Source organism: Citrobacter sp. XT1-2-2 (assembly GCF_023516235.1).
In the GTDB taxonomy this organism is placed as follows: Bacteria; Pseudomonadota; Gammaproteobacteria; order Enterobacterales; family Enterobacteriaceae; genus Citrobacter; species Citrobacter werkmanii.
In genome coordinates, this window is the sequence record NZ_CP097324.1 from 3,645,878 (window position 1) to 3,667,612 (window position 21,735).

The window sequence follows — 21,735 nt, forward strand, 5'->3', positions numbered from 1 at the left end:
TTAGTTATGTCTCAAACAATCGATCTAACCCTGGACGGCCTGTCCTGCGGTCACTGCGTAAAACGCGTTAAAGAGAGTCTGGAGCAACGCCCGGACGTTGAGCAAGCGGATGTCACTGTGACTGAAGCGCACATCACCGGGAGCGCCAGTGCACAAGCGCTGATTGAAACCATCAAACAAGCCGGTTACGGCGCGGAGTTAAGCCACCCAAAGGCTAAACCGCTGACGGAGTCATCAATCCCGTCGGAAGCACTGGCAGCGGTCCCTTCCGAGCTTCCGGCAGCTACGGCTGATGATGACAGCCAACAGTTGCTGTTAAACGGCATGAGCTGCGCCAGTTGTGTGACCCGCGTACAAAATGCTCTGCAAAGCGTACCCGGCGTCACCCAGGCACGGGTAAACCTGGCGGAACGTACTGCGCTGGTAATGGGCAGTGCGTCCGCCGCAGATTTAGTGCAGGCGGTGGAAAAAGCGGGCTACGGCGCTGAAGCTATAGAAGATGACGCGAAGCGCCGCGAGCGCCAGCAGGAAACCGCCGTTGCGACCATGAAACGTTTTCGCTGGCAGGCAGCCGTCGCGCTGCTGCTGGGTATTCCGGTCATGGTGTGGGGAATGATTGGCGATAACATGATGGTGAGTGACGACAACCGCAGCCTGTGGCTGGCGATTGGTCTGGCAACGCTTGCCGTGATGGTTTTCGCTGGCGGTCACTTTTACCGCAATGCGTGGAAAAGCCTGATGAATGGCACCGCGACCATGGATACGCTGGTGGCGCTGGGTACGGGGGTGGCATGGCTCTATTCCATGAGCGTCAACCTCTGGCCGCAGTGGTTTCCGATGGAAGCGCGACACCTTTATTATGAAGCCAGTGCGATGATTATCGGTCTGATTAACCTCGGACATATGCTGGAAGCGCGGGCTCGCCAACGCTCCTCCAAAGCGCTGGAAAAACTGCTCGATCTGACACCGCCAACCGCACGCGTCGTCACCGATGAAGGTGAAAAGAGTGTGCCGCTGGCTGACGTTCAGGCGGGAATGTTGCTGCGCCTGACCACCGGCGACCGCGTTCCGGTCGATGGCGAAATCACTCAGGGCGAAGCCTGGCTGGATGAAGCCATGCTGACCGGGGAGCCGATCCCGCAACAAAAAGGCGAAGGCGATAGCGTCCACGCCGGTACGGTCGTACAGGACGGCAGCGTGCTATTCCGCGCCAGCGCCGTAGGCAGCCATACCACGCTGTCGCGCATTATTCGCATGGTGCGCCAGGCGCAAAGCAGTAAACCGGAGATTGGCAAACTGGCTGACCGCATCTCCTCGGTATTCGTTCCTGTGGTGGTCGTTATTGCGCTGGTTAGCGCAGCTATCTGGTATTTCTTCGGACCGGCGCCACAAATTGTCTATACGCTGGTGATTGCCACCACCGTTCTGATTATTGCCTGCCCTTGTGCACTGGGCCTGGCGACGCCAATGTCGATTATTTCCGGTGTTGGGCGCGCCGCTGAGTTTGGGGTCCTGGTACGCGATGCCGATGCGCTGCAGCGCGCCAGTACGCTCGATACCATTGTGTTTGATAAAACCGGGACGCTGACTGAAGGTAAGCCACAGGTTGTCGCCATCAAAACGTTTGGCAATACCGATGAAGCGCTGGCGATTCGCCTGGCTGCGGCCCTTGAACAGGGTTCCAGTCACCCGCTGGCCAGAGCGATTCTGGACAAAGCCGGTGATGTCACGTTGCCGCAGGTCAACGGGTTCCGTACGCTGCGCGGTTTGGGCGTCAGTGGCGAAACGGAAGGTCACATGCTGCTGCTGGGAAACCAGGCGCTGCTCAATGAACAGCAGGTAGATACCACTGAAATGGAAGCTGAGATTACCGCTCAAGCCTCCCAAGGGACAACGCCGGTACTGCTGGCGATTGACGGTAAAGCGGCGGCGCTGTTAGCGGTGCGCGATCCACTGCGTAGCGACAGCGTGGCGGCGCTCCAGCGCCTGCACCGCGCCGGGTATCGTCTGGTGATGCTCACCGGTGATAACCCAACGACCGCCAACGCCATTGCCAAAGAGGCAGGTATTGATGAAGTGATTGCGGGCGTTCTGCCGGACGGCAAAGCCGAGGCGATTAAGCGTCTGCAAAGTCAGGGACGTCAGGTTGCCATGGTCGGTGACGGTATCAACGATGCGCCTGCGCTGGCGCAGGCCGATGTAGGGATTGCCATGGGTGGCGGCAGCGATGTGGCGATTGAAACCGCCGCGATTACGCTGATGCGTCATAGCCTGATGGGCGTTGCGGATGCGCTGTCTATCTCACGGGCAACGCTGCGCAACATGAAGCAGAACCTGCTCGGCGCGTTTATCTATAATAGCATCGGTATCCCCGTTGCTGCCGGGATCTTGTGGCCGTTCACCGGAACGCTGCTCAACCCGGTGGTTGCCGGCGCAGCGATGGCACTCTCCTCCATTACCGTGGTAAGCAACGCTAACCGTCTGCTACGCTTCAAACCGAAAGAGTAAGCCTTTGCCGGATGGCGCTATCAACCGCGCTATCCGGCAATTCACGCGTTGCACCTTCCCGGACCACGCGCTAGCATGGAAGTCCACTTAGGGAGGTCGTATGGATTTGTTATACCGGGTAAAAAAATTATGGTCTGCACTGCACGGCAACCACTATACCTGGCCCGCCATTGACATCTCTTTACCCGGTAACCGCCATTTTCATCTGATTGGCAGTATTCACATGGGTAGCCGTGATATGGCGCCTCTGCCTGCCAAATTACTCAAAAAGCTCAATCGTGCTGATGCGCTGATTGTCGAAGCCGATGTTTCCGGCGATGACGCGCCATTTGCTGATCTTCCGACCTTTGCCGCCCTGGAAGAACGCATCAGTGAAGAGCAATTAGATAATCTGCGTAAAGTCACCAATGAATTGGGCATTTCCCCTTCCCTATTATCGACGCAACCTCTGTGGCAAATAGCCATGGTATTACAGGCGACGCAGGCACAACAGCTGGGGTTGCGGGCGGAATACGGGATTGATTACCAACTGCTGAAAGCGGCAAAACAGGCTCACAAACCGGTGATCGAGCTGGAAGGTTCATCCAGTCAAATCGAGCTGCTATGCCAGTTACCCGATAATGGCCAGGCTCTTCTGGATGATACCCTGACGCACTGGCATACCAACGCCAGGTTGTTGCAACAAATGATGGGCTGGTGGCTTAAAACGCCGCCGCGCGATAGCGAATTGACGCTTCCTAATACTTTCAGCCAGTCGTTATATGACGTATTGATGCATCAGCGCAATGTCGCCTGGCGCGATCGACTCAGGGCGATGCCAGCCGGCCATTATGTGGTGGCCGTAGGCGCACTGCATCTGTACGGAGAAGGTAATTTGCCGGAGATGTTACGGTAAAAAAAATGGCCAATATTTCTATTGGCCCGTCAAAGAGGAATTTCATCATTATTATGATCCCGGTGCTTAAAGCATCGGTGTAGGTCGATTGTCGCTCAAAGTCATCATCCTGCCAATACTATTGCGCAAGATGGTACTATTTTTTAGACCGCCATCAGGCGTATGCTTGTCTCGTATTTTGTCTGGGCCAGGAAAAATTGCTATGACACCCGCCGTTAAATTACTCGAAAAAAACAAAATTTCTTTCCAGATCCACACCTACGATCACGATCCGTCCGAAACAAACTTTGGTGACGAAGTAGTACGCAAGTTAGGTCTGAATGCAGACCAGGTTTACAAAACGCTGCTGGTTGCCGTAAATGGCGATATGAAGCATCTGGCCGTTGCCGTCACGCCGGTGGCGGGTCAATTGGATCTTAAAAAAGTCGCCAAAGCGTTAGGGGCCAAAAAGGTCGATATGGCCGATCCAATGGTTGCGCAGCGAACAACGGGGTATCTGGTAGGCGGTATCAGCCCGCTGGGACAGAAAAAAAGATTGCCGACACTCATCGACGCCCCAGCCCAAACGTTTGACACCATTTATGTCTCCGGTGGCAAACGCGGGCTGGATATCGAACTCGCTGCCGGCGATCTGGCGAAAATTCTGGATGCGAAGTTCGCCGACATCGCCCGCCGGGATTAAGCGGTTTTAGCATGGTGCCCGATGACGCTACGCAAATCAGGCCGACATACGAATACTCTACAGGGCGTTATTGGTGAAGGCAGTTTGGACGCGACCAGCGCGCAGGAACCGGAGCGTACATGTAGTACGTGAGGATTATTCGCTACGCTCCCCCTCCGGGCCGCCCTGATGGGCGTTCAAAACTCTGTGAGTTTTGTCCGAGCACTGCCCGCGTTCAAAATGGCGAACAAAATAGCCCTGTTACTGCCAGCTCACCTCGCCCTTCGGCTCATACGCACTGGCATCCAGCGGTGAGTTTTTCTGCACGTACTCTTTCAGCACTTCCGCATCGATAAACCCGGTATTCACATAGCCTGGCTTGTTATCAATTCGCGGATAGCCATCGCCGCCGGTGGCGTTGAAGCTCAGCGTTGCCATGCGATAAGTTTTAGCCGGGTCAACCGGTTCGCCTTTGATTTTCAGATCGTTAAGTTTACCGTCTTTCGCCACGAAACTGACGTTGGCAAACTGCGGATAAGCCCCGGAGTCCGGCTTCATTTGCGCCACGGCGGTCAGGTAGTCAATCACCTCTTTCCCGCTCATGTCGGCATACACCACAATATTGCCGAACGGCTGCACCTTCAGCACGCTCTTATAGGTAATATCGCCGCCTTCAATGGAATCACGAATACCGCCACCGCTCATCACGCCAAAGTCAGCGCTGGTCCGCGCCATCTGCGCAGCCAACAGCAGGTGCCCCATATTGGTCTGTACGAAACGAACTTTGCTACGGTCACCTTCGAGGCGCGCATTGACGCTACCAATCTTCACGTCCAGTTGCGCTTTACCTTTATTCTGGAATGGCGTCAGCAGCGAGAGCATTTGCTGATTCTCAGCAATTTCCGGGGTGTAGAGTACGCGCTCACTTTTACCGTTATCCCAGGTCACTTTTTTCTTCAGGTTGACGGGGATGAGCTGGTAGTTCACCATTTTCATTTCGCCGTTACGAAACTCAAAATCCGCCCGGCCCACGTATTTCCCCCACTCATGCGCTTGCACAATCCAGATGCCATTTTGCTTATCTGGCGCACACGGCGTGCCCGGTACGTAATCAACCTGCTTCTTGTTTTCCGAGGCCATACACACCGGATCCTGTGAGTGACCACCCACAATCATTGCCAGCGAACCCGCCGGCAGGCTACGCGCCATCTCTACGTCCCCAGGGGCGTTCGAGCCGTGATTGCCGTTGTCATAATGCCCCATATGGGTGGTCGCAATAATAATGTCTGGCTTTTCACCCATATTGAGTTCCTGGATGACCAGTTTGGCTTCATCGGCAGGTTTACGGAATTCGATATCGGTGAAAAACTCCGGGTTACCAATTTTCGCCGTATCGTCAGTGGTTAAACCGAGTACGGCAATTTTTAAATCCTGACGCTTAAAGATGGCCCACGGCTTAAACAACCGCTCGCCGGTGCTTTTCTGATAGATATTGGCCGAGAGAAACGGGAATTTGGACCATTTTTCCTGCTGGCGCAGCACGGTTAGCGGGTTATCAAATTCGTGATTGCCAACCGCCATCGCGTCATAGCCAATCAGGTTCATGCCGCGAAAATCAGGTTCCGCATCCTGAAGATCGGATTCCGGTACGCCGGTGTTAATATCGCCGCCGGAAAGCAGCAGCAGGCTTCCCCCTTCTTCCGCCACCTCTTTACGAATACCGTCCACCAGCGTTTTTTGCGCCGCCAGCCCGTATTCCCCATATTCACTGCGCCAGAAGTGGCCGTGATGATCGTTGGTATGCAGAATGGTAATTTTGTAGGTTTTATCTTTTTCGTACGCCTGCGCAGGCTGACCTGCCAGCGCAAATGCGGCGAATAACGCCAGCGCCACGCCCCGCTTTAAAAACTTCATATTTCTCTCCCTGAGCCAAAATCAACGACTGAAATTACAATGATATGAAATAATAGTCGAAAATGTTTTCAGAAATGAGACTTCCTTCAAACACCTTCCGCAGGTATGTTAGGCAGGTAATAATAACAAAATAGATTACCCTCATAATCGCAACCCAAACAGAAGTGACTTTCTATGGCAATAAGTGAACCAACCCCGCCAGTGGCTGGCGCGTCAGCGTCGGTTGCTAAAGCACGCACCTCATTTGGCATTTTAGGGGCGATCAGTCTCTCTCATCTGCTAAACGATATGATCCAGTCGCTGATCCTGGCGATTTACCCGCTCTTGCAGTCAGAGTTCTCGCTGACGTTTATGCAGATCGGGATGATTACGCTAACCTTCCAGCTCGCCTCCTCGCTGCTTCAGCCGGTTGTCGGCTACTGGACGGACAAATATCCAATGCCGTGGTCGCTGCCTATTGGTATGTGCTTCACGCTAAGCGGGCTCGTATTGCTGGCCATGGCAGGCAGTTTCCATATGGTATTACTCGCCGCGGCGCTGGTCGGTACGGGATCATCGGTGTTTCACCCGGAGTCATCCCGCGTGGCGCGAATGGCTTCCGGCGGTCGTCATGGCCTCGCCCAGTCAATTTTCCAGGTTGGCGGCAACTTCGGTAGCTCTCTCGGGCCCTTGCTGGCGGCTGTCATCATCGCGCCATATGGTAAAGGTAATGTAGCCTGGTTTGTGTTGGCCGCGTTATTAGCGATTGTGGTTCTGGCGCAAATCAGCCGTTGGTATGCCGCGCAGCATCGGATGAGCAAAGGAAAACCGAAAGTCACTGTTGTTAATCCATTACCGCGTAATAAAGTGGTACTGGCGGTTAGCATTCTGCTGGTGCTGATTTTCTCCAAATACTTCTATATGGCGAGCATCAGCAGCTATTACACCTTTTATCTGATGCAAAAATTCGGATTATCGGTACAAAACGCCCAGTTTCATCTGTTTGCCTTCCTGTTTGCCGTTGCAGCCGGGACCGTAATTGGTGGACCGTTAGGTGATAAGATTGGCAGAAAATATGTTATTTGGGGCTCTATCCTCGGCGTAGCGCCATTTACCCTCGTTTTACCCTATGCAACGCTGGAATGGACCGGGATTTTAACCGTGATCATTGGTTTTATCCTCGCATCTGCCTTTTCTGCCATTCTGGTCTACGCGCAGGAGCTGCTTCCGGGTCGTATCGGCATGGTTTCTGGGCTATTTTTCGGGTTTGCCTTTGGCATGGGCGGCTTGGGAGCAGCGGTTTTAGGGCTGATTGCTGACCATACCAGTATTGATTTGGTCTATAAAATATGTGCTTTCCTGCCACTTCTGGGGATACTGACCATATTCTTACCTGATAACCGACATAAAGCCTGATTTTCTGACGGCCAAAAGTAAACTTTGGCCGTCTTCACTTACAGAGACCATCAGCCTTTACTCCCCGCATACCCCTGTAGTTTTCCGATCCGTGCTTTTTTACGTCTAAAATCCCGTTTTCATCAAAATTCAATAATTATTCATAAACATAAACATTAAAATTGTCATAAACTATTACTCGGAATTTAGGTTTTCAGGATCAACACAGCAACCAAAGGAGACGGAATGCATCACGCCACCCCGCTTATCACCACCATTGTCGGCGGCCTTGTGCTCGCTTTTATATTAGGCATGATTGCCAATAAACTACGTATTTCTCCTCTGGTGGGATATCTGTTAGCGGGCGTTCTGGCCGGTCCATTTACACCTGGTTTTGTTGCTGATACCAAACTCGCGCCTGAACTGGCGGAGCTTGGCGTAATTCTGCTGATGTTCGGCGTGGGGCTACACTTTTCCTTGAAGGATTTGATGGCGGTAAAGTCCATCGCCATTCCCGGCGCGATTGCCCAGATAGCTGTGGCGACGCTACTGGGTATGGCGCTTTCAGCGGTGATGGGCTGGTCGCTAATGGTGGGTATCGTCTTTGGACTGTGTCTTTCAACCGCCAGTACCGTAGTGCTACTGCGTGCGCTTGAGGAACGGCAGCTTATTGACAGCCAGCGCGGGCAAATTGCTATAGGCTGGCTGATTGTTGAAGATCTGATGATGGTGCTGACGCTGGTTCTTCTGCCCGCCGTCGCCGGAATGCTGGAAAAAGAAGATGTCGGCTTTGCATCGCTGGCCGTCGATATGGGCATTACCATTGGTAAAGTGGTGGCGTTTATCGCCATTATGATGCTGGTTGGCCGTCGCCTGGTACCGTGGATCATGGCGCGTAGCGCCGCCACCGGTTCACGAGAGCTGTTTACTCTGTCAGTCCTTGCCCTGGCATTAGGTATCGCGTTTGGCGCAGTGGAATTGTTCGATGTCTCCTTTGCTCTGGGCGCGTTCTTCGCTGGCATGGTGCTGAACGAATCCGAACTGAGCCACCGTGCGGCACATGACACCCTGCCGTTGCGCGATGCGTTCGCCGTATTGTTCTTTGTATCCGTTGGTATGCTGTTTGATCCGTTAATCTTGATCCAGCAACCGCTGGCGGTACTGGGTACGCTGGCGATTATCGTCTTTGGTAAATCCGTTGCCGCTTATTTCCTCGTGCGCCTGTTTGGCCACTCCCAACGTACAGCGCTCACCATTGCCACCAGCCTGGCGCAGATTGGTGAATTTGCCTTCATCCTGGCGGGTCTGGGAATGGCGCTAAACCTGTTACCGCAGGCAGGGCAAAACCTGGTGCTGGCGGGAGCTATTCTGTCGATTATGCTCAATCCGGTACTGTTCGCGGTGTTAGAAAAATATCTCGCGAAAACCGAAACGCTGGAAGAGCAGACGCTGGAAGAAGCCATCGAAGAAGAGAAACAAATTCCGGTGGATATCTGCAATCACGCCCTGCTGGTAGGCTTTGGCCGCGTCGGGAGTCTGCTGGGCGAAAAATTGATGGCTGCCGGGATTCCGCTGGTGGTTATCGAAACCTCACGTACGCGGGTGGATGAACTGCGTGAGCGCGGGATCCGCGCGGTGCTGGGAAATGCCGCCAACGAAGAGATAATGAATCTGGCGCATCTGGATTGCGCGCGCTGGCTGCTGCTGACAATTCCAAACGGCTATGAAGCCGGTGAAATCGTCGCTTCCGCTCGCGAAAAGTGCCCGTCGATTGAGATTATCGCCCGCGCGCATTATGACGATGAAGTGGAATATATTACCGACCGCGGGGCCAATCAGGTCGTCATGGGCGAGCGTGAAATCGCCCGCACTATGCTGGAGCTGATTGAAACGCCACCTGCCGGCGACGTTGCTACTGCCAGTTAATATTACGTGCCGGATGGCGCTACACCATCCGGCCTACGTATTCCCACACCAGAGTAAGCCCGATAAGCGCAGCGCTATCGGGCAAGAACTCAGCGGTCCCAGTACGACTCTTCGAGACTGTCTTCACGCTCTGGCAAACCGCGCGTCAGGCGTGGTGAATGTTGATTCAGCACCTGATAACTTACGCGATTAGCATATTTACACACCTGGGCTAATGACGAATAGGTCAGCCAGGTGAACTTGTGCTTGCTGGAGTTAGGCACGTTGCTACGGTGGTAGCTGTTGGCGGTAATATCATGCAGCAATGCCGCCAGCGCGCCGTCGCCAGCGCCGTTGGTGTTCATGATCTTTTCAGGCCCGCCCATATACGGTGCGATGTGCGAATACACGCGCAGCGGATTAGTACAATCTTTATGGCGCATGGCGCGGCTGAATTCATACTGGTTGAATTCGGCAATAGCCCCTGGCAGCAGCGGATGCTGGGTTTTACGTTTGGCTTCTTCTTCCGTAAAGCCCGCCATATACAGACCTGCCGGACCCGCAGTGCACAGCACCAGATCCACCCAATCCAGCGCTTTGTCGGACGCCAGCAGCGGATCGTTCTCGCCGGTCAGTGCTTCGGCCTCTTCTTCATTCATCGCCAGAATGGAGACATGCTCTTTCAGGAATGCCTGCCACCACTGTGGGTTATCGGCAATAACAAATTTGGTACCCAGCGTCAGGACCACCGGCACATTGTGTTTTTTGGCATATTCAATCGCCTTCATGGTCGCTTCCGGCATCGGCTCGCCCGGTTCGCAACGCACCAGATAGGAGGTCAGCACCAGCGCGGAGGCCCCGGCAATAACCGCCTCAGGGATGCTATCCGCCCGCAGCTTATTCATATGTCCGGGGCTGATAGCGAACGTGCGCTCACCGGATTCGCCAATCAGCGTAAAGCAGCGACCAATCGGTCCATTAACGCCCTGCAGATAGTTCAGATCGGTACGGCTGGAGGTATTACATAAATAACGGTACGCGTAGCTACCAATCTCGATATTGCTGCACATCACGCCCAACAGCACCGAGCGGTCATCTGCCAGCACGGAGTAGTTGTGCATCGTGTTACCGATAGTTCCACCGGCAAACTGATGAGTGATCAAATTGTCACGTACCAGTTCCTGGTAGAGCGCTTCGGCGACATCGTCTGTAATCACCAGAGAGTGCCCGGCGCTTAATCCATAACGCTTTACAAAGTCATCATTAACTTTGGCTTCAATATCTACCAGCGTCTGGTCGATACCCACCACCCAGGCTGCGCTGGTTTCATTTTCAGGCTGAATCTGTTGCAGCAACGGATCGCGCGCGCTGACAGGAAAATAGTGTTTGGATTTACGTTTACCGGGAAATTTCATGGTCGATTTTACGGGTGATTAGCTGAGCGGTGCATGGTAGCACATTCCCCTGTACGCATGCGATGCGGCGCTGAGTTTCAATATCGGACGATGGGATCGCAGTTTATACGGGGGGAATTTCTACAATAAATCACCTTCACAAGGAGCGTTTATGAAGCCGGAAAATAAGATCCCCGTACTCGACGGAATTTCAGACGAAATGAAAACCGTGGTGAATTTTCATCGCGACGATCTGCCGCCCTGGCCCGCCGCCGATGACATCGTGGCCCAGCGCCAACACTATATCCACGAACGGCAATTGTGGAATGCCGATGCCCCGCAGATGAATACCCGAGAATGCGTCATTTCTACCGCGCGCGGCCCCGTTGCCACGCGAATTTATTCTCCGCAACCCCATAGCCAGGCCACGCTGTATTATCTGCACGGCGGCGGTTTCATTCTTGGTAATCTGGATACTCACGATCGCATTATGCGCTTACTGGCGCTTTACACGCAGTGCACGTTAATTGGCATCGACTATTCTCTCTCGCCGGAGGCTCGTTTCCCACAAGCCATCGAGGAGATTGTCGCCGTCTGTCAGTATTATCACCAACACGCGGGCGACTATTCTCTGAATGTGGATCATATTGGTTTTGCCGGTGATTCCGCTGGCGCGATGCTGGCGCTTGCCAGCGCGTTGTGGCTGCGGGACAAACAGATTGCCTGCGGCAAAGTCGCTGGCATATTGCTGTGGTATGGACTTTACGGCCTGCAGGATTCGCCCAGCCGACGGCTGATGGGCGGAGCGTGGGATGGTTTATCGCGGGAGGATCTGCAGATGTACGAAAACGCGTACCTGCGTAGCGCCGACGATCGCGAGTCACCGTATTATTGCTTATTCAATAACGACCTGACGCGCGACGTGCCACCGTGTTTTATCGCCGGCGCGGAGTTCGATCCGTTGATTGACGACAGCCGCTTATTATTTCAGACGCTACAGGCACATCAGCAGCCCTGCCAGTACAAAATGTACCCCGGCACGCTGCACGCCTTCCTGCACTACTCGCGGATGATGAAAACCGCCGACGATGCCTTGCGGGAGGGCGCGCGTTACTTCAAAGCACAACTTTAACGATAGGCTGCGGTCAGTTTAACCATCATTTCGATATGTTCCGGTGTGGCGTTCAGCGCCGGAATATACTCATATTGCTGGCCGCCAGCCTCGAGGAAAATCTCCCGGTTTTGCACCGCGATCTCTTCCAGCGTTTCAAGGCAATCTGCCGCAAAGCCCGGACACATAACCTGGATATGTCGGGTCCCTTTCTCCGCCAGCATTTTTAACGTTTCGTCGGTATACGGCGTTAGCCACGGTTCGCGACCAAAACGCGACTGGAAGGTCATCATCACTTTTTCCGGCGGCAGGCCAAGCGCAGAGACCAGCTCACGGGTCGTATCGCGACAGCGCTGCGGGTAGTCATCGCCTTCGTCGGCGTAACGTTGTGGAATCCCATGGTAGGAGAGCAGCAGTAAATCGGGTTCGCCGTGTTTGGCGAAGGAGTCACGGGCACTTTTTGCCAGCGCGTCAATATAAGCGCTGTCATCGGCGTAATCACGAATAAAGGAGATACCGGGAATACCGCGTTTACGCGCCAGGATGCGCGCGAGTTCATCCCACACCGCCGCCACCGTCGAACAGGAATATTGCGGATACAGGGGTAACACGACAATGTGTTCAACGCCACTTGCCAGCAGTTCGTCGACTGCGCTTTCAAGCGAAGGCGAGCCGTAGCTCATGCCCAACGCAACAGGCGTATTGGGCAGGCGTTGTGCCAGCGCCTGCTGTTGTGCCTTGCTGTAGACCATCAGCGGCGAACCCTCTTCCATCCAGATTGACTGGTATAGCTTTGCCACGCGTGGCGCACGCAGCGGCAGGATCACCCCACGCAGCAACGGCCACCACAGCAGGCGGGAAGTATCAACTACACGTTGATCGCTTAAAAACTGGCGCAGGTAGCGTTTAACAGCTTCAGGAGTGGGGGCATCGGGGGTGCCGAGGTTTGCCAGCAGGATACCGGTTTTCGTCTGACGCATTACCGCCTCTTATCGATTCAAATTGTTGATAATTGTAGCGGAAAAGTGATGAAGAAGAACTAATTGCTGCGAGAGGTAAGACGTGAATTTGCCTGATGGCGCTGCGCTTATCTGGCCTACAAAAAAATCATAGGCCGGATAAGGTGTTTACACCGCCATCCGGCATTGACTGCGCTAAAACTTAACCGAGGATTTTTTCCAGCGCTGCGCGCACGTCAGCAACAGCCTGAGTGCCATCAACTTTCGCGTATTTGGTGTTACCCGCCTGCGCTTCTTTAGAGTAGTAGCCGATCAGCGGCGCGGTCATCTGATGGTATTCCACCAGGCGCTTACGTACGGTCTCTTCCTGATCGTCTTTACGGGTGGTCAGCTCTTCGCCGGTTACGTCGTCTTTACCTTCAACCTTAGGCGGGTTGAATTTGATGTGGTAAACGCGGCCAGAAGCAGCATGTACGCGACGCCCCACGATACGGTCAACGATCAGCTCGTCAGGTACGTCGAACTCCAGAACGTAGTCCACGTTGATACCTGCTTCTTTCATGGCGTCAGCCTGCGGAATAGTACGCGGGAAGCCATCGAGCAGGAAACCATTACGGCAGTCTTCCTGAGCAATACGCTCTTTTACCAGCGCAATCACCAGCTCATCAGTCACCAGCTTACCGGCGTCCATGATGTCTTTCGCTTGTTTGCCCAGCTCGGAGCCAGATTTCACGGCGGCACGCAGCATATCACCGGTGGAGATTTGCGGAATACCATACTTCTCCATGATGAACTGAGCCTGAGTTCCTTTACCCGCGCCCGGAGCGCCAAGCAGAATGATACGCATTACGAAAATCCCCTTAAAGGTTGTCGATATTTTTTAAAAAGCGCTAAACGATACCACCATCACGCAATTGGCTCAAGGAAGACGCCCGACGCTGAAACGGTTAATGGAGGGAAAATTGAAAATAAGGAGTGAAATTACCGGATGGCGGTGTACACACCTTATCCGGCCTACGAGTAAAAGATATGGTAGGCCGGATACGCGTTAGCGCCATCCGGCATTAGATGATGGCTATCAGGATACCAGCAACTGGTTCATACGGCGGATGAACTGGTTCGGATCTTCCAGCGTGCCGCGTTCGGCGAACAGAGCCTGATCCAGCAGCAGTTCAATCCACTCTTTAAACTGCGTTTCGTCCTGGGTATCCGCCGTGCGTTTTACCAGCACGTGGTCCGGGTTAAGTTCAAAGATATATTTCACGTCCGGTACGGCCTGACCCGCAGCAGCGAACAGTTTCGCCATCTGGGTGCTCATTTCATCCGCATCGGTGGTGACGATGGCCGGCGTGTCGGTCAGACGGTGAGTCAGACGCACTTCTTTGACGCGATCGCCCAGCAGCGTTTTCACGCGTTCAACGAACGGCGTCAGCGCTTTTTCCGCTTCTTTCGCGCTCTCGTCCACTTCATCCGCCAGCTTATCGATGGACTCGTCGGCTTTCGCAACGGACTGGAACGGCTTGCCGTCGAACTCGGTCAGGTAGTTCATCATCCACTCATCGATGCGGTCAGAAAGCAGCAGCACTTCAATGCCTTTCTTACGCAGCAGTTCCAGGTGCGGGCTGCTCTTCGCCGCCGCATAGCTGTCTGCAGTGATGTAGTAGATTTTCTCCTGCCCTTCTTTCATGCGGGAGATATAGTCTTCCAGCGACACGGTCTGTGCGGAGGAGTCTGTGTGCGTAGACGCGAAGCGCATCAGCTTAGCGATAGTTTCCTGATTAGCGTGGTCTTCCGCCGGACCTTCTTTCAGCACCAGGCCGAACTGTTTCCAGAAGGTCTGGTATTTTTCGGCATCATCTTTCGCCAGTTTTTCCAGCATCTGCAACACGCGTTTGGTCAGCGCGCTGCGCAGGTTACGGGTGACGGTGCTGTCCTGCAGGATCTCACGGGAAACGTTCAGCGGTAGATCGTTGGAATCTATCAGGCCGCGCACAAAGCGCAGGTAGTTCGGCATAAACTGCTCGGCGTCGTCCATGATGAACACACGCTGAACGTACAGTTTCAGACCATGCTTGTGATCGCGGTTCCACATATCCCACGGCGCCTGCGACGGAATGTACAGCAGGCTGGTGTACTCCTGCTTACCTTCCACACGGTTGTGGCTCCAGGTCAGCGGGTCAGTGAAGTCGTGGGCAATATGCTTGTAGAATTCGTTGTACTCGTCGTCTTTGATTTCCGACTTGTTACGCGTCCACAGCGCCTGCGCCTTGTTGATCTTTTCCCAGGAAACCACGGTCTCGCCGTCTTTCTCTTCGGATTTTTCGATCTCTACCGGCAGCGCGATATGGTCGGAATATTTGCTGATGATGGAACGTACGCGCCAGTCATCAAGGAACTCGTCTTCGCCTTCGCGCAGATGCAAAGTGATTTCGGTGCCGCGATCGTCTTTGGTGATGTCGGCAACGGTGTATTCACCTTCGCCCGCAGATTCCCAGAACACGCCGTTCTCAGGTTTGTCGCCCGCCGCGCGGGTACGTACGGTCACTTTATCGGCCACGATAAACGCCGAGTAGAAGCCAACCCCGAACTGACCGATCAACTGGCTGTCTTTCGCCTGATCGGAGCCCATGGATTCGAGGAAAGATTTGGTGCCGGATTTCGCAATGGTCCCCAGATGATCGATGACGTCATCACGGTTCATCCCCACGCCGTTATCAGCAATGGTCAACGTACGCTTATCTTTATCGAAGGAAACACGCACACGCAGTTCACCGTCCCCCTCGTACAGGTCCGGGTTAGACAGTGCGCGGAAACGCAGCTTGTCTGCCGCATCCGAGGCGTTAGAGATGAGCTCACGCAGGAAGATTTCTTTATTGGAATACAGAGAATGGATCATCAGGTGCAGAAGCTGTTTTACTTCTGACTGAAAACCACGAGTTTCTTGTCCTTTCATGTAGATCTACCTCAACAATGCCATTTTCAATGGTAAAAACACGTTGAGGGTGAAATGGGGACAAGCGCGAAGGATTTCAAGCGGAAGCCGCCGTCGCGGCCTCCGTTTGTTCAGAATTTAATCTTGTGACGCCCGGCCAGAGAGTGCGACAGCGTGGTGCCGTCGACCATTTCCAGCTCGCCGCCAACCGGTACGCCATGGGCGATACGGCTGGCTTCAACGCCATACTGCATGCAAAGCTCAGCAATATAGTTAGCGGTCGCCTCTCCTTCGACCGTGGGATTGGTCGCGAGGATCAGTTCGTTGATTTGCTCAGACGCCAGTCGCTGTTCAAGGCGATCCAGCCCGATATCATCAGGGCCAATACCGTCCAGCGGTGACAGGTGCCCCATCAGCACGAAGTAACGTCCAGAAAATTGGCCGGTTTGCTCAATGGCATAGATGTCCGCCGGACTCTCCACCACACAGATCTGACCGTTTTCCTGGCGACGCGGGTTCGAACAGATATTACAGACATCCTGCTCTGTGAAGGTGCGGCAATCGGCACAGTGGCCGATTTCCGACATCGCCTTCGTTAACGCCTGCGCCAGACGCATCCCGCCGCTGCGATCGCGCTGAAGTAGCGTGAACGCCATGCGCTGCGCAGACTTCGGGCCAACGCCCGGCAGACAGCGCAGTGCTTCCATAAGCTGAGTTAACAGCGGGCTGGTTTGCATCAGAACGGCATCTTAAAGCCAGGCGGCAGCTGCATTCCGGAAGAAACAGAAGCCATCTTCTCTTTCTGCGTCTCTTCAATGCGACGCGCCGCGTCGTTGAATGCCGCAGCGACCAGGTCTTCCAGCATCTCTTTGTCGTCTTCCAGCAGGCTTGGATCGATCTCCACACGACGGCAGTTGTGCGCGCCGTTGATGGTCACTTTTACCAGACCCGCGCCAGATTCGCCGGTGACTTCCAGCTTGGCGACTTCTTCCTGCATCTGCTGCATTTTTTCCTGCATCTGCTGGGCCTGTTTCATCAGGTTACCCAGACCGCCTTTACCAAACATAGGCTTCTCTCTCAATCACGTTAAGGGATGACGACCGTCCAACCATCAGGCTGACGATCAAATGGGGCGAATACTCTCTTCGTCCAGGTCTGCATCGAAAAAACGACGCAGCGTCTGAATGTTATTATCCGCAATAATCGACTCACGCGCCTGCGCGAGTTTCTCTTCATAAATGGCCTGACGCCACTCCAGCGGCGTGCGCACCGCAGGATTATCATCTTCAACGATGGTCAATTCAACCGTTGACCCCGTTAAGGTACTCAATGCTTCGGCCAGTTTTTGCTGCGCGCCGCTGGAATTAAGATGCCGTTGCGAGGAACGCAGGTGCAGGCAAACCACGTTGCCATTCTCTTCTTTCCAGGCATTAAGCGCCACCTGCTCCACCAGTTTAGGCAGCGAAAGCTGGCTCACCTGAGCAGCCCAGGGGTCGCGCTCAATGGCTTCTGCCGCCAGTTTTGCCGCCAGTTCCGGCGTTTTTTCATGCTCAAGCGCTTTTTTCAACGCTTTCGGCGTGGCAATGGCTTCTTTGACTTCGGCTACGGGATTGGTCGTTTTCCAGCGATACGCTTCCTTCTTCGCCGGCGCTTTTTCCAGCGCAGAGACGGCCGGACGCGCCTGAACACGCTCCGACACCGAGGCCAGTCTTTCCAGCGCAGCATTATTCACCGGCCGCGCGCGGGAAGCGGCTGCCGGTTCACTCTTTTTTGGTTTGGTTGCTCCCTGAGCGCGTTGCAGTTGGCTACGCGCCGCCAGCACCTGGCTGGTGGCCTCGGAGAGCGGCACATTCTGTTGCTGTTGCGCTGGCGCAGGCTGCTGAGGTACTTGCGTCGGGGTCATCACCGCAGTCGGCGCGACGGGGGCAAACGACTGGCGCGGGACTTCAGGCTCCGGCAGAGGCATGCGCGGATGAAAAGCCAGCGCACGCAGTAGCGTCATTTCGACGCCCATTCGCCTGTCCGGCGCATACGGCAGTTCTTTGCGCCCGATTAACAGGGTTTGGTAGTAAAGCTGTATGTCAGTTGGCGGAACGATTCGCGCCAGTTCGCGCATACGCTGTTCAATGGCGGCCATATCGCTGCCGAGCGCGGCGGGCGAAAGCTGTACCATAGCAATGCGATGCAGCAAAGCCGACATCTCAACCAGCAGCGCTTCCCATTCAATACCCCGCGCGGCGGCGTCGTTCACCAACGTCATAACGCGTTCGCCGTCAGCCGCGACAACCGCTTCAACAAGCGAGAGCGCCTGGTCATCGTCCAATGTGCCGAGCATGGTGCTCACCGCGTCGGTCGACACCTGACCATCGCCGCTGGCGATCGCTTGATCGGTAAGACTCAGCGCATCGCGCAGGCTGCCGTCCGCGGCGCGAGCCAGCAGTTGCAACGCGCGTGGCTCATGGGCGATATGCTCTTGTTTGAGGATATGCTCAAGCTGATGGCGAATCTGTTCAACATCCAGCGCTTTAAGATGGAATTGCAGACAGCGCGACAGGATAGTCACCGGTAACTTCTGCGGATCGGTGGTCGCCAGCAGGAATTTAACGTGTGCAGGCGGCTCTTCGAGCGTTTTCAGCAAGGCGTTAAAGCTGTGGCGCGATAACATGTGCACTTCGTCGATCAAATAGACCTTAAAGCGACCGCGCGCAGGCGCGTACTGGACGTTATCCAGCAGGTCGCGGGTGTCTTCGACTTTGGTGCGTGAGGCGGCGTCGATTTCAATCAGATCGACAAAACGCCCCTGCTCGATTTCACGGCAGTTATCGCACACGCCGCACGGCGTGGCGGTAATACCGGTTTCACAGTTTAGTCCCTTCGCCAGCAAACGGGCGATAGAGGTTTTCCCGACGCCACGGGTGCCGGAAAACAGATATGCATGATGAATACGCCCTAACGACAAGCCGTTCGCCAGTGCCGTCAGCACATGTTCCTGGCCGACGACGTCAGCAAAGGTTTGTGGGCGCCATTTTCGGGCTAAGACCTGATAACTCATTGGCAGGCTCTGAAAGGCTGGAGGGTGGATTCACAGGAGGATAATGCTAACACAACCTCGCAGCGACGGCGAGGTTGTGTGTCTCGGTATCTCTTCAGCCGAGATGAGATAGCCGACTTAGTGGCCCGGGAACGGAACCAGGCTATAACAGGTCAGCCCCTGTTTTTCCAGGCGCTGTTCGCCGCCCAGGTCAAACAGGTTAATGATAAAAGCAGCATCGGTCACTTCGCCACCCAGACGGCGGATCAGTTTCACGGTGGCTTCAATCGTGCCGCCGGTTGCCAGCAGGTCGTCCACAACCAGTACCTTATCGCCCGGTTTGATGGCATCAACGTGGATTTCCAGCTGATCGGTGCCGTATTCCAGCTCATAGCTCTCGGCAATCACTTCACGCGGAAGCTTGCGGGGTTTACGTACCGGAACAAAGCCGACGCCCAGACCCAATGCTACCGGCGCGCCAAACAGGAAGCCACGCGCTTCGGTGCCAACCACTTTAGTGATACCCGCATTTTTGTAGCGTTCAACCAGCAATTCAATGCTGAGGGCGTAGGCTTTCGGGTCTTCCAGTAAGCTGGTGACATCGCGAAAAAGAATGCCCGGTTTCGGGTAGTCGTGGATGCTTTTGATGCTATTTTTGAGAAACTCAAGCTGCTGTGCAGTCGCGGTCATAAGTTTGTGCCTGATTAATTCGGTATTACTTCACGGCGCACTATACACTTCATCCTCGACGTGTCTTGAATGATTTTGTGTCTATATTAAGGGCCAGGGTTACATTTGCTTAACCTTTGACCACCTGCGCCTGTGCTCGAAAACGGTCGAATTTACTGGCTGTGAGCGACAATTGCAACAGCGATTATTGCGCTTTATTGCTTTTGTTGTTTTTCATCAATCACCGGGATCCGCCACATAAAAATCAGTAAACAGGCGAGAATAACCAGCAGCAGGCCGCGTACCCACATCATATTGACCAGCCACAGTGAAATACCAAACGTAATCAATATCAGCAAAATAGCGCGCGGCTTTGCGCCCGGCGGCATCGCGCGGTGTTTTTGCCAATGGCGCAGATACCCGCCGAACCACGAACGATACAGCAGCCAATCGTGAAAACGCGGCGATGAGCGGGCAAAACACCAGGCAGCCAACAGGATAAATGGCGTCGTGGGCAATAGCGGCAATACCACGCCCAGCGTTCCTAATACTACCGCTAGCCAGCCAATGATGATTAGAATAATGCGTTGCATAATATGAGTACTTAACACAGAGAATCGCTACTTTAGCATAACAGTTCTCATTTTCATCGGAGTGTTGTCGTGAAAACCGTCATACTGCTACAGACGCTCGAAAACCAGCTTAACCGCCTGCGCCAGCGTTGTGCCCCATTGGCGCATCATACAACGCTTAGCGCCCGCTTTGACAGGCATCTGTTTCATACTCGCAGCACGTTGCTGCAGGCGTGTCTGGATGAAGCAGAAGATAATCTCACGGCCCTACGCCGCGCGGTGGATCAGCAACAACTCCCCCAAATTAGCTGGCTTGCGGAACACCTTGCTTCACAGTTAGAGGCGATTTCACGCGAAACAACCAGTTGGTCGCTCAGAGAGTGGGACTGCGCCTCTCCCGGCCTGGCGCGTTGGCAGCGCAAGCGGGTTCAACACCAGGAATTTGAACGCCGGCTGGTTGAAATGACGCGTGAACGCAAGGAGCGCCTGTCCCAGGCTACGGGTTTTGAAGAACAACAGAAATTGCATCGTGAAGTAGAAGCATTCGAAGCGCGACTGACGCGCTGTCGCCATGCGCTGGCAAGAATAGAAGCCGTGCTGGCGCGTTTAACCCGTTAATACCCGGAGAATTTATGTCATTAGAGAACGCCCCGGACGAGGTCAAACTGGCCGTCGATTTGATTGTTTTACTTGAAGAAAATCAGCTTCCAGCACGCACAGTGCTACGCGCGCTGGAGATCGTTATGCGCGATTATGAAAATAAGCTTAAAAGTGCGGAAAGCGCCTCGCAAACTGATTGATTGCCCTCTGGTCTGCCATTGGCTTCGGTGTCAGAGTCGTCGCAACATCACGACGATAACGGACAGATCATGGAACGGCTCCCCACCACGCCGCACGATGCGGTCTTTCGGCAAATGCTGACGCAAAAAGAGGTCGCCCGAGATTTTTTGCAGATCCATCTGCCTCGAGCGTTTCTCAATATATGCGATATGGAAACATTAACGCTGGAATCAGGCAGCTTTATTGAGGACGATTTACGCACCTGCTATTCAGATATCCTCTACTCCCTGCAAACAACACATGGACCCGGCTACGTTTATGCGCTGATTGAGCATCAGAGTAAACCCGATAAATTAATGGCCTTTCGCCTGATGCGCTACGCTGTTGCTGCTATGCAGCATCACCTTAACGCCGGGCATAAAACCTTACCTCTGGTGGTACCTGTACTGTTTTATCATGGTACGGAAAGCCCGTGGCCCTATACTCTCAACTGGCATCAGTTGTTTAGCGAGCCACAGCTTGCGAAAGCGCTTTATGGCAATGAATTTGCGCTGGTAGACCTGACCATTATGCCAGATAATCAGATCATGCAGCATCAACGGGTAGCGATGCTGGAACTCCTGCAAAAACATATTCGGCAACGCGATCTGAGCGAGTTATTGGATCAACTCATTACGCTCTTAACGCAGGATCGCCTGACAGAATATCAGCTCGACGTTTTGATTAATTACATGCTGAAAGCAGGAAATACCATGGAACCCGGCGTACTTGTCCGCCAACTGGCGCAGAGTGCGCCACAGTACAAGGAACAGCTGATGACAATTGCTGAATGGTTAGAAGAAAAAGGTAGAGCGGAAGGCATGCAGCAAGGGCTGGAAAAAGGTCGGCAGGCAGAAGCCCGTGATATCGCACAAAAAATGCTCGCCCGCGGCCTGGAACCGGATCTGATTACACACCTTACGGGCCTGACGCAGGAAGAACTGACAGCGCTGACTCACTAAATACAATCAGGGCGGCAAACTGGCCGCCC

At 54.1% G+C, this 21,735-nt stretch carries 19 protein-coding genes and 1 other annotated feature; of the genes, 9 read left to right on the top strand and 10 right to left on the bottom strand.

Annotated elements, in window-relative coordinates; all coding sequences use genetic code 11:
* The first annotated feature begins 6 nt into the window (after window positions 1–6).
* The 3 genes from copA to ybaK all read left to right on the top strand — a co-directional run bounded on the left by copA (window position 7) and on the right by ybaK (window position 4,085).
* On the top strand, window positions 7–2,508 hold the full coding sequence (gene copA, locus M4I31_RS17465; protein WP_069323977.1) for a copper-exporting P-type ATPase CopA: 2,502 nt from the start codon (window positions 7–9) through the stop codon (window positions 2,506–2,508).
* 100 nt (window positions 2,509–2,608) lie between these two features.
* Entirely contained in the window at window positions 2,609–3,403 is a 795-nt protein-coding gene (locus tag M4I31_RS17470) for a TraB/GumN family protein (RefSeq protein ID WP_085047617.1), read from the top strand.
* A 202-nt stretch (window positions 3,404–3,605) separates the two neighbouring features.
* Window positions 3,606–4,085, top strand: coding sequence for a Cys-tRNA(Pro)/Cys-tRNA(Cys) deacylase YbaK (gene ybaK / locus M4I31_RS17475; protein WP_003831056.1), 480 nt, complete (start codon window positions 3,606–3,608; stop codon window positions 4,083–4,085).
* Window positions 4,086–4,325: 240 nt separating this feature from the next.
* Here the strand turns inward: ybaK and ushA are convergent, their stop codons facing one another.
* Window positions 4,326–5,978, bottom strand: a complete 1,653-nt coding sequence (ushA, locus tag M4I31_RS17480) for a bifunctional UDP-sugar hydrolase/5'-nucleotidase UshA (protein ID WP_038638383.1) — start codon at window positions 5,976–5,978, stop codon at window positions 4,326–4,328.
* A gap of 174 nt (window positions 5,979–6,152) precedes the next feature.
* On the opposite strand from ushA, the gene M4I31_RS17485 reads away from it, so the two are divergent.
* On the top strand, window positions 6,153–7,373 hold the full coding sequence (locus M4I31_RS17485) for an MFS transporter (RefSeq protein ID WP_038638381.1): 1,221 nt from the start codon (window positions 6,153–6,155) through the stop codon (window positions 7,371–7,373).
* A gap of 225 nt (window positions 7,374–7,598) precedes the next feature.
* Window positions 7,599–9,278, top strand: coding sequence for a YbaL family putative K(+) efflux transporter (gene ybaL / locus M4I31_RS17490; RefSeq protein WP_042310032.1), 1,680 nt, complete (start codon window positions 7,599–7,601; stop codon window positions 9,276–9,278).
* Window positions 9,279–9,367: 89 nt separating this feature from the next.
* Here ybaL and gsk read toward each other — a convergent pair whose 3' ends face one another.
* A complete protein-coding gene (gene gsk, locus M4I31_RS17495) occupies window positions 9,368–10,672 on the bottom strand; it encodes an inosine/guanosine kinase (protein ID WP_038638375.1) in 1,305 nt (434 codons plus the stop codon).
* Between the two features lie 151 nt (window positions 10,673–10,823).
* Here gsk and aes point away from each other — a divergent pair, with 151 nt between their 5' ends.
* The gene (aes, locus tag M4I31_RS17500; protein WP_085047618.1) at window positions 10,824–11,783 is read left to right on the top strand and encodes an acetyl esterase; all 960 of its coding nucleotides are present in this window, start codon (window positions 10,824–10,826) and stop codon (window positions 11,781–11,783) included.
* On the opposite strand, the gene hemH is transcribed toward aes, so the two are convergent.
* The 8 genes from hemH to M4I31_RS17540 all read right to left on the bottom strand — a co-directional run bounded on the left by hemH (window position 11,780) and on the right by M4I31_RS17540 (window position 19,946).
* Window positions 11,780–12,742, bottom strand: a complete 963-nt coding sequence (gene hemH / locus M4I31_RS17505) for a ferrochelatase (protein WP_085047619.1) — start codon at window positions 12,740–12,742, stop codon at window positions 11,780–11,782. The genes aes and hemH overlap by 4 nt on opposite strands.
* A 181-nt stretch (window positions 12,743–12,923) precedes the next feature.
* Complete coding sequence (gene adk / locus M4I31_RS17510) at window positions 12,924–13,568, bottom strand: adenylate kinase (protein WP_003021773.1); 645 nt, start codon at window positions 13,566–13,568, stop codon at window positions 12,924–12,926.
* A 231-nt stretch (window positions 13,569–13,799) separates the two neighbouring features.
* Window positions 13,800–15,674, bottom strand: coding sequence for a molecular chaperone HtpG (htpG, locus tag M4I31_RS17515; protein WP_085047620.1), 1,875 nt, complete (start codon window positions 15,672–15,674; stop codon window positions 13,800–13,802).
* A 110-nt stretch (window positions 15,675–15,784) separates the two neighbouring features.
* Entirely contained in the window at window positions 15,785–16,390 is a 606-nt protein-coding gene (recR, locus tag M4I31_RS17520; protein WP_003021767.1) for a recombination mediator RecR, read from the bottom strand.
* Window positions 16,390–16,719: a YbaB/EbfC family nucleoid-associated protein gene (locus tag M4I31_RS17525; RefSeq protein ID WP_003021764.1), complete on the bottom strand. Its 330-nt coding sequence runs from the start codon at window positions 16,717–16,719 to the stop codon at window positions 16,390–16,392. Before M4I31_RS17525 ends, recR begins: the two co-directional genes overlap by 1 nt.
* A gap of 57 nt (window positions 16,720–16,776) precedes the next feature.
* Window positions 16,777–18,705, bottom strand: coding sequence for a DNA polymerase III subunit gamma/tau (gene dnaX, locus M4I31_RS17530; protein ID WP_085047621.1), 1,929 nt, complete (start codon window positions 18,703–18,705; stop codon window positions 16,777–16,779).
* Window positions 17,380–17,444, bottom strand: a sequence feature (DnaX frameshifting element). It overlaps the preceding gene by 65 nt.
* Before the next feature lie 117 nt (window positions 18,706–18,822).
* Window positions 18,823–19,374 carry an adenine phosphoribosyltransferase gene (gene apt / locus M4I31_RS17535; protein ID WP_006685676.1) on the bottom strand — a complete coding sequence of 184 codons (552 nt, stop codon included), beginning with the start codon at window positions 19,372–19,374 and terminating at the stop codon, window positions 18,823–18,825.
* 194 nt (window positions 19,375–19,568) lie between these two features.
* A complete protein-coding gene (locus M4I31_RS17540) occupies window positions 19,569–19,946 on the bottom strand; it encodes a DUF454 family protein (protein ID WP_038638360.1) in 378 nt (125 codons plus the stop codon).
* Between the two features lie 69 nt (window positions 19,947–20,015).
* Between M4I31_RS17540 and priC the strand changes: the two genes are divergently transcribed.
* From priC to M4I31_RS17555, 3 genes are all read left to right on the top strand, one after another.
* Window positions 20,016–20,543 carry a primosomal replication protein N'' gene (gene priC, locus M4I31_RS17545; protein ID WP_085047622.1) on the top strand — a complete coding sequence of 176 codons (528 nt, stop codon included), beginning with the start codon at window positions 20,016–20,018 and terminating at the stop codon, window positions 20,541–20,543.
* A gap of 14 nt (window positions 20,544–20,557) precedes the next feature.
* Window positions 20,558–20,725 (top strand): pleiotropic regulatory protein RsmS, encoded by a 168-nt coding sequence (gene rsmS / locus M4I31_RS17550; protein WP_085047623.1) that lies wholly within the window; start codon window positions 20,558–20,560, stop codon window positions 20,723–20,725.
* 69 nt (window positions 20,726–20,794) lie between these two features.
* On the top strand, window positions 20,795–21,706 hold the full coding sequence (locus tag M4I31_RS17555; RefSeq protein ID WP_085047624.1) for an Rpn family recombination-promoting nuclease/putative transposase: 912 nt from the start codon (window positions 20,795–20,797) through the stop codon (window positions 21,704–21,706).
* Window positions 21,707–21,735 lie beyond the last annotated feature (29 nt).